The sequence below is a fragment of the Paenibacillus phytorum genome, assembly GCF_013141715.1.
GTDB classification, from domain to species: Bacteria; Bacillota; Bacilli; order Paenibacillales; family NBRC-103111; genus Paenibacillus_E; species Paenibacillus_E phytorum.
In genome coordinates, this window is sequence record NZ_WHOA01000230.1 from 1 (window position 1) to 8,542 (window position 8,542).

General features: G+C 48.4%; 7 protein-coding genes and 1 pseudogene. All 8 read right to left on the bottom strand.

From position 1 onward, the window contains the following. The coding region (locus tag GC098_RS31590) for a sigma factor (protein ID WP_376774019.1) at window positions 1-269 on the bottom strand (269 nt) is incomplete at its 3' end. Further along, entirely contained in the window at window positions 270-1,241 is a 972-nt protein-coding gene (locus tag GC098_RS31595) for a formylglycine-generating enzyme family protein (RefSeq protein WP_376774021.1), read from the bottom strand. A gap of 154 nt (window positions 1,242-1,395) precedes the next feature. Continuing rightward, a pseudogene (locus GC098_RS31600) lies at window positions 1,396-1,983 on the bottom strand (IS6 family transposase); the annotation flags it as partial. Window positions 1,984-2,108: 125 nt separating this feature from the next. Then, the gene (locus tag GC098_RS31605; protein WP_171647698.1) at window positions 2,109-3,629 is read right to left on the bottom strand and encodes an extracellular solute-binding protein; all 1,521 of its coding nucleotides are present in this window, start codon (window positions 3,627-3,629) and stop codon (window positions 2,109-2,111) included. Window positions 3,630-3,673: 44 nt separating this feature from the next. Continuing rightward, on the bottom strand, window positions 3,674-4,540 hold the full coding sequence (locus GC098_RS31610; RefSeq protein ID WP_171647700.1) for a carbohydrate ABC transporter permease: 867 nt from the start codon (window positions 4,538-4,540) through the stop codon (window positions 3,674-3,676). 17 nt (window positions 4,541-4,557) lie between these two features. Further along, complete coding sequence (locus tag GC098_RS31615; protein ID WP_171647702.1) at window positions 4,558-5,514, bottom strand: ABC transporter permease; 957 nt, start codon at window positions 5,512-5,514, stop codon at window positions 4,558-4,560. A gap of 140 nt (window positions 5,515-5,654) precedes the next feature. Further along, on the bottom strand, window positions 5,655-7,970 hold the full coding sequence (locus GC098_RS31620; RefSeq protein WP_171647704.1) for a helix-turn-helix domain-containing protein: 2,316 nt from the start codon (window positions 7,968-7,970) through the stop codon (window positions 5,655-5,657). Between the two features lie 102 nt (window positions 7,971-8,072). Further along, on the bottom strand, window positions 8,073-8,447 hold the full coding sequence (locus GC098_RS31625) for a sulfatase/phosphatase domain-containing protein (RefSeq protein ID WP_281367161.1): 375 nt from the start codon (window positions 8,445-8,447) through the stop codon (window positions 8,073-8,075). Between the last annotated feature and the right edge of the window lie 95 nt (window positions 8,448-8,542).

The following is an 8,542-nucleotide window of genomic DNA, read 5'->3' on the forward strand; positions in this document are numbered from 1 at the left end:
TGCAAGGACACATCTTTACGCGTTTTCTTCAATGAACGCAGATGCATCAGAATCTCGTTCTCAATACAGCGAGCCGCAAACGTCGCGAGCTTGGTCCCTTTGTTCGGCGAAAACGACTCGATGGCTTTGATCAATCCGATCGTCCCGATCGAGATCAAATCTTCGAGATCTTCGCCCGTATTGTCGAATTTTTTGACATTGTGAACACGAAGCAACGTAAAATAGGCGCTCACCCTGAGAGTGAACGCCTTCGCAACATAAAAGTGCAATTAAGCATCCGCAGCACAACGGAAACCTATATTTCCCGCAGAACTGTCAGGTGTATTCTTACTCCGTGCCGCCACACGATATCGATTGCAATAGGAGGCATGGCACAAGTACGAACCTCCCCTTAGAACCCTATTGTCTCCAGATGGAGGCCCAGTGGGGGTATCCTTTGTACCTTTGATATGATAGGTAGGGCTAAACCAATCCGAGCACCATTCCCACACATTACCAGCTACATTGTAAAGGCCGTATCCATTGGGTTCAAAGGATCTGGCCGGCGCCGTTCCCGCATACCCATCGCTAGCATGATTTTTCTCTGGGAACTTTCCTTGCCAAATATTGCACATATGCCGTCCGTCCGGTTTCAATATATCCCCCCAGGGGTATCTCTTCTGCACCAGTCCACCGCGTGCAGCAAACTCCCATTCAGCCTCTGTTAATAGCCTTTTCCCAGCCCATCGGCAATACGCAACTGCATCATTCCAGGATACATGGATGACCGGATGCTCCATCCTATCATGGATCCCAGAATCAGGACCTTCGGGATGAAGCCAGTCAGCACCATGTACCACCCACCACCATGGTGTTTGTTGGGCCGAATCTTTCACTTGCAACGTAGTTGCTTCAGAGACAAAAAGATGAAAAACATAGGACCACCCAAAGGTTTCAGCTTCTGTTTGAAAGCCTGTATCCTCAACAAATCTCTTGAATTCTTCATTCGTTATCGTCGTAGCATCGATGTAAAAAGGGTTAACAGAAATTTCTCTGACAGGCCCCTCACCATCAGATGGGAATCCTTCTTGATCATCAGTCCCCATTAAAAACTTCCCACCTGGTATATAAATCATACTCTCTGTTTGGTAAACAGACTTTGTTTGAGCCTGTGTATAATCTAGCAGACGCTCTGGACTTACGTCAGTTTGATGAATAGCGCTCCGACTTGCCGAGCAGCATGATGGTTTATTGGTATCTATAGGAGATCGCCCCTTTACTTTTATGTAAACGTAATTAACTGAACAAAGCAATATACTCGTAATTGGCATAGCCTTTACCAAGGGTAGATACCTGGACAAGGTTGTGGTGCAAAAATTAGAAAAGATAGCAACTATTCGACAAATTATACGTTAACTATGTCGCTAGACCAAATATTTTATTGACCCATTCAACAGCTGAGAGGGCAAACGAATTATCAACAGCCTGCCCTTTCCTAATCATATGCATGGCCTCGATTCCCTTCAGCGTCCGTTCTGCAGTTAGAAACGTTTTAAAACCAAGCATCGGTTTTGTAATTTTCTTTATGAATCGATGATCTTGTTCCACAATGTTGTTTAGATACTTTGTCTGTCTAATCAAGGTTTCCTTTGGTAGGAATTTCTCATTTATTAATTCTTGTATTGCTGGTGGATAAGCTGGATTTTTATCTAAAGTGATTACACGTGGGATTTGATTATGAGGAGAGGACAAAGCCTTTGTATAGAATCGTTTAGCTGCTTGCATATCCCGATTTTCAGATAACATAAAATCAATGATTTTACCCCTAGAATCAACTGCCCGATATAAATACTTCCATTGACCTTTGACTTTGACGTAGGTTGCGTCTGTCCGCCATGAGTCGTTTGTAGGTTTCAAAAAGGGGCGGATTCGTTTGTCGATTTCAGGTCCAAATTCATGGACCCATCTCATGATCGTCGTATGGGATATCCTTAATCCTCGATCATTACGTTATCATGAATTAGAGCTTTGCACCACAACCGTTAACGGCCTTAGTCCATGGAATTCAGGATTAAGGCCGCTTAATTGATAACCACCATGCGTAAATGCGTTAGCTTGATGATCGACGCCTATTTCTTTTGCGCCTGATACGCTTTGTTAACCGCTTCTAGCACTTTGCTGCCTCCCTGATCCCGCCACTTCTTCGACAATTCGGCGATTCCAGCGTCGATACCCCGCTTGCCTGTCATCATCTCGGTAAAATATTGCTTATATAGCTCGTTCAGCACACTTCCGAGTTCCACTTCTTCGCCTGTCGTCGTGTTAAGCAGGTTCGGTACCATATTTTTGGTCGCTAAGTCCACTGATTGCTTCGCCCGATCGGACTGCGGCTCCGTCTGCGGCAAGTAATTCTCCGTCAGAGGCCAGACGACGCTACCCCAGGCCAGCGGATGCGACCATCCTTTCGCAGCGAACCCGTCCTTCGCCCGTTCCTCCTCATTGTAGACGATCTTGTCGCTTTGCTTCGTGTAGTGAACGCCTTCGATTCCGAGCTCGAGCAGGCTGCGGCCTTCCTTCGACAGCATAAATTCAATGAATTGCCCCGCTTTGGCCGGATTTTTGGCATTCTTCGTAACGGCGGTAAACAAGCCGCTCTTCGGTGTACTGTTCATCCCGCGCTTGCCGTCCGGGCCGGCCGGTGGGGCTACAAAGCCGAGCTTGCCGTTCGGGGTCACCTTTTGCAAACTCGTCTCGAGCCGGTTGACGTGCCGGAATAATGGAGCTTGCATGAACCCGACTTTCCCCTGATAAAACTTTTCCTCGCGCTTCTGTGAATCATTCAGCAGAAATTCCGGATCGATGAGTTTCTCATCCCACAGCTTGCGGAGGTACTGCATGCCCTGCTTGAACGCCGGATGCTCGAAGATCGGCACGACCTTGCCGCCGCTGTCCAGTACCCAGTCCCCATGTGGAAGCCCGTATGCGTACAGGATGAAATTGAATGGGGCGTTGCCTTTCTCGGCGGTGATTCCATAGGTGTCATCTTTCCCGTTCTTATCCGGATCTTTAGTTGCAATAGCCTTGAGCGCCGCATAAAATTCATCCAGCGTCTGCGGCGGTTTTAGCCCGAGAGTATCCAGCCAGTCTGCGCGATAGGCGAGGTTTATGTTAGAACGCTCTTCGATAAAAGGATATCCGTAATACTTGCCCTTCACGGATGACCATTGCAAGTTTTTCTCTAGCTTATCCTTGACTGTCGGCATTTGCCCCAAGTAGTCATTAAGCGGCACAAGCAAGCCTTCATCGATCCACTGCTTTAACGAAGGCGACGGGTAGTTGATGGTGACAACATCCGGCAAATCCCCCGTCGCCATGGCAATGTTGATTTTCTCAAAGCCGCTCTCCGGCACGAACTTGACCTCGAGATCAATATTCAGCCGCTTGTTGATCTCAGCCAGCACGCGGTCACCAGGCTGAAGCCCTTTCGCCGCATTATCGCCTGGCGTCAGGAACACGATCTTGGTCGGAGCTCCGTTGGTCTTGCCCTCCTGCTTCGACGCCGTTTCTTTCCCGTCACTGCTGCATCCCGCCATCGTAACCCCTAAAACTGCGGCAAGTGTCAGTAACATTCCCTTTTTTATACGCTTCATTTAAATTCCTCCATCTGAATATTGAATTATGAAATGAATTCCCGTCATTCCTTGACGGCGCCAAGTGTAACGCCTTGCACGAAATAGCGCTGGAAAAACGGATAGATGGCCATAACCGGAATGGCGGAAATCATGATGGTCGCCATTTTGATCGATTGACCGAGCAGAAACGGACTGTCTCCTCCTGACTGGAACGACGCTTCGTTATCAATCAGCATGGATCTGAGAAACAATTGCAGCGGCCAGATGTTTTTGTCGGTAATGTACATCACTGCAGTGAAAAACTCATTCCATTTCGAAACCGCATAAAATAGCGATATGGTGGCAATGGCTGGCATCGATAAAGGAATGACGATTCGAAACAGTATGCCTAGATCGTTGCTGCCGTCAATTTTAGCAGACTCCTCCAGACTTTCCGGAATTGTAGAGAAGAAGCTGCGCATGATGATCAGGTTATAAGTTTGAATCGCCGACGGAATGATCAACGCCCAGATCGAATTGAGCATTCCAAGCTGCTTGACAACGATAAAATTAGGGATAACCCCACCACTGAACATCATGGTGAACACAACGGCAAACATGATCCATCTGCTGCCCGGAAGGTCTTTCTTGGAGAGCGCATAAGCGCCCAGCGTCGTTGCAGCCATGCTGATCGCCGTTCCTGTTACGGTGACGATAATGCTTACTTTATACGAGGTCCAAAGCTGGTCCAGATGGAGCAAATACCGATATGCCTCCAACGTTATGACCCGAGGATATAGATGGATGTTCGTTGCAATGCTTTCATTAAGCGGTGTAATCGATACGATCAAGGAATCCCAAAACGGGTAAAGCGTGGAGAGCGCTATCAATGTTAATAGCAAGTAGTTAATACCTTCAAACAGATTACCTGCGAATCCGCGATGTGACATGCTTATCCTCCCGTCCTTTAATAAATACCTTGTTCACCCATCATTTTGGACAGACGATTGGCAATGACCAGCAGTACAAAGTTAATAACTGACTTGAACAATCCGAAAGCCGCAGCCAAGCTGAAGCGCCCTTCGGTCAACCCGATCCGGTACACATAGGTGTCGATGATATCCGCTACATTGTAGACACCAGGATTATACAGAACGAAAATTTGTTCGAATCCGGCTTCCATCAAATTACCTATGCGCAGGATCAAGAGTATAACGATCGTACCGCGAATGGAAGGCAGCGTAATGTGCCAGATGCGCCGCCATCGGTTAGCCCCGTCCATCACGCCCGCTTCGTACAGCTGCGGGTTGACGCCTGCAAGCGCTGCCATATAAATGATCGTGTTCCAACCGAATTCCTTCCAGATCATCGACCCTACTAGTGTGCTGCGGAAATAATTGTCATCCGTTAGGAAACCGACCGGTTCTGCGCCAAATGCCCTCACCAAGTTGTTGACTACACCGTTATCCGTAGAGAGCAGATTGATCAGTAGCCCTCCCATAATGATCCAGGAGATAAAATGCGGCAAATACACGATCGTCTGCACAGTTCTTTTAAATAACATCCGCCTTGCTTCATTTAGTAGAATCGCCATGATCAGTGGCAACGGAAACCCGAAAATAAGCCGGTATATACTGATGATGATCGTGTTCCAAAACACATGCCAAAATTTGTCCAGACCGAACAAATATTCAAAATGCTTGAATCCGGCCCATGGACTTCCGATAATTCCCTTGGTAATGCTGAACTGCTTAAATGCAATCAAGGCTCCGTACATCGGATAATAATGAAAGATGCCATAATAAACGATAAGCGGCAACAACATGAGATACAAATAACGGCTTGCGACTACACGCTTCCATAACACTCTACGCCTGCTGATCACTGGCTCCCTGTACGCCTCGGTTGCAATCGGCACAGCCATAATGACCCCTCCCCATCTATATTTTTGTAAGCACTTTCAGCATAAGAAATAAGTGGGAGGCACTCAAGATTCAATCGATATAAACGGTTTCTTTTTTAGTCCTGGTTTGGGTATCAATTGGTCGGAAAGGTATCTTTCGTTCAGTTACCGCCGTTTAATCGGTCCATGACGGTTCGGTTTCGATATTCTGTCGGGGTTAGGCCGGTACATTTTTTGAACGTCCGGATTACGTTTTGCTTTTGTCCGAAGCCGGTCTGATCCGCAATTTCGATAATGGACAGATCCGTTTCCTTCAACAAACGGCAAGCCTCTTCGAACCGGATTTCCGTCAAAAAGTCGATGAACGTCTTCCCCGTTACTTCCTTGAACACTTTGGACAAATAGTTTCCGTTCATGAACACCAGATCGGCAAGCGTCTGCAGACCGATCGGTTCGCGGTAATGCGCCCGGATATAGCCGACCAGATTCCCGATCATCTCGATATTTTTATTCTCCCGCTTGTCCCGCAGCTCGTCCGCCATTTGCTCGATTATCCGCCCCAGCCAATCGCCGATTTCATCGAGATTACGAAGCTTGGGAAACTCATTGAACCAGTGATTCTCTACTTCGTCCGGCTCGCCTTCCTTCTTCGTGAATTCCACCCGGACCGCGACAAGCCCGTTTAACAGATGCGTCAGAATCATATGCTTATAGGAAAACCCGAATTGCGGGTCGTTTTTCAGTTTCGCGATCATTTGATCCTTCATCTGAAGCGTCTGGGTCAGACTGCCGGTTTTCAGATCGCCGATCAGCTTGTCCACCAAGCCGCGATAAACGATGAAACGGTTCCGGTTGCCTTGGTTCACCTGCATGTCGTGAATCGATAGCACGCTCCCTTTACCGGCGATTCGCTCGTACAAAAGCGCTTCCAAAGCTTCGCCGTACGAAAGAGAAATGTCTGACAGTCTCCTATACCGACCGCCGACACCGATGGTCAGCTGCACGTCAGGCATCTGACCTGCTACGGCGTTCGTCATTTGGAAAGCCAGCTCCTTAGCCCTGTCGATTGCCCGTTCATGATCTTCCTCCTGCCCTGCGTTCAGAATAATAACATCATGCCGGTGAAACTGGCTGATATAGGCACCTTTGCCGAAACGGTCAATTGTCTCCTCGCCTATCGCGCGTATTTGGAACCGGATCAGGTTAAGCGTATGCTCCTCGTCCTCAGGCAGCAAGATGCCTTCCAGATGAATACGCAGGACTATGACAATGAAATGCTCGGGTTCCAGATTCAATTGATAGTACCGGAGCTGACGCAGCATCTCGTCGTTCTCCGTCGCTTTGCCGGATAAGAGGTTGACGAGCACGTGGTCCCGCAGGATCAGCTCCTGTTCGTGAAACTTCGCTTTGAACTCTTCATTCTCATGATGGAGATGATCAATCGAGTCGCGGATAAAGCCGAATTCATCCCGGTACAGGCTGTCAGGCAGAGGTATTCCGATGTTGGAAGCGATATGCTGAACCATTTTTTTCACGGGTCGGTAAGACATTCTGGATACCACCATCATTAGTAGAATGCCAAGCGCAAGACCAATAAAGGAGACCAGAAGCGTAAAGCGAAGAACTTCTTTTGATTGCTTGAACACTTCGTTATAAGGGTTGAGCGTCACATAAATCCACCCGTTGAACGAAGAAGTCATGTACGAAACCAAGGTCCGGTTGCCATCTAGCTCTTTGATGAAATAACCTTCCTTAGCCTGCCTGATTAGATCCATATCCGCCTCGTCGAACTTGGCAGGCAGCTGCTTTTTATCCTTAAAGGAAAGCACTTCACCTTCCGAATTCAGGATAGCCACATTTCCCAGCTTGCGCTGGTTCGTATTCACGACTGCATTGTATAGTACATCCTCTTTCAGATTGATCATCAGCACGCCCTTCTTCTCCGCGTTCTGCAGCGGCACGCTGAAAAAAAAGGAGATGACATCGCCGCTGCCAATCGCATCCTGTATACTGATTGCTTCCCAAGCCGACGATTGACGTTTGACGAGGAAGTGATTCAAGCTTTCCGCATATAGAAAATCTGAAAAATCGTCAATGCCCGAACGGGAAATCAGCTTGCGGTTGACCGCGCTGTACAAGTAAATGGAGTGCAAATAGGTGGAGGAGTTGATACGTTCGGAAAAAAGGTTGCTCGTATTGAGTAAAAAATGGTACTCCTCGTCCAAATTCCACGTCAGCCAAACCGCCTTCTCGACGTCTGTGTTCAAGGCAAGCGAGCCGGCCATTTGCTGTACCTCGCCAAGCGCCTGCTCGACGATCTTCCTAGTCTGCGCAAGTAGCTCCGTATTGGCACCGAGCACTTCTTCTTTGAGCATTGAGGTTGTATATTGGTACATCAGCACCCCTACGAGCAGCGTGACCACTACTACAGCAATTGTTAACCGTAGCAGCAGGCGGATGAAAAAGGTACGTTGCATCAAGATCCCCCTTATAATTGGAAAAATACCCTCACCAGGGCGAATGCCGTGAAAAGAGGGTATGGATATGGCGGAGGACGGCTGGTAACCGTCCCTATCTAGTTATTTAGCGAACGGCTTAAAGGCTCCACCTTCCGTTACGCCCGGAGCTATCGTGCTCAGCTGCCCAAATCCCGTAACGGGCGCAGTTCGGCCATCCTTTTCGGGGATCACGTATTTCCCAAACCATTCCCCGAGCCGATACCGCAATGCTTCCAGCACCTCTTGGCACTCGGCATCATCAATTCGATTAGCGTCCTCGTTCGGGTCATTCTGCAGGTCATAAAGCTCGTGCGGCCCGTACGGATAGCGGTGAACGTATTTCCAATCTCGAGTGCGGATCATGCGGACCGGTCCGTATTCGTCATAGATGACGATATCCTCACGTCCGGCGCCTGCTTCTCCCCGCAGCAGTTCATCGAAACTGCTGCCGGGCAGCCGATCCTTTTCAGGGTTGGATTATTCCTGCATAGTCCAGCAGCGTAGGGAATACGTCATATTGGCTAACCAGCTCGCTCCGAACCTGTCCGGCT

What these genes read in the sequence shown, in the direction of transcription:
- GC098_RS31605 (WP_171647698.1), bottom strand. Translation starts at nt 3,629, where the DNA reads ATGAAGCGTATAAAAAAGGGAATGTTACTGACACTTGCCGCAGTTTTA.
- GC098_RS31610 (WP_171647700.1), bottom strand. Translation starts at nt 4,540, where the DNA reads ATGTCACATCGCGGATTCGCAGGTAATCTGTTTGAAGGTATTAACTAC.
- GC098_RS31615 (WP_171647702.1), bottom strand. Translation starts at nt 5,514, where the DNA reads ATGGCTGTGCCGATTGCAACCGAGGCGTACAGGGAGCCAGTGATCAGC.
- GC098_RS31620 (WP_171647704.1), bottom strand. Translation starts at nt 7,970, where the DNA reads ATGCAACGTACCTTTTTCATCCGCCTGCTGCTACGGTTAACAATTGCT.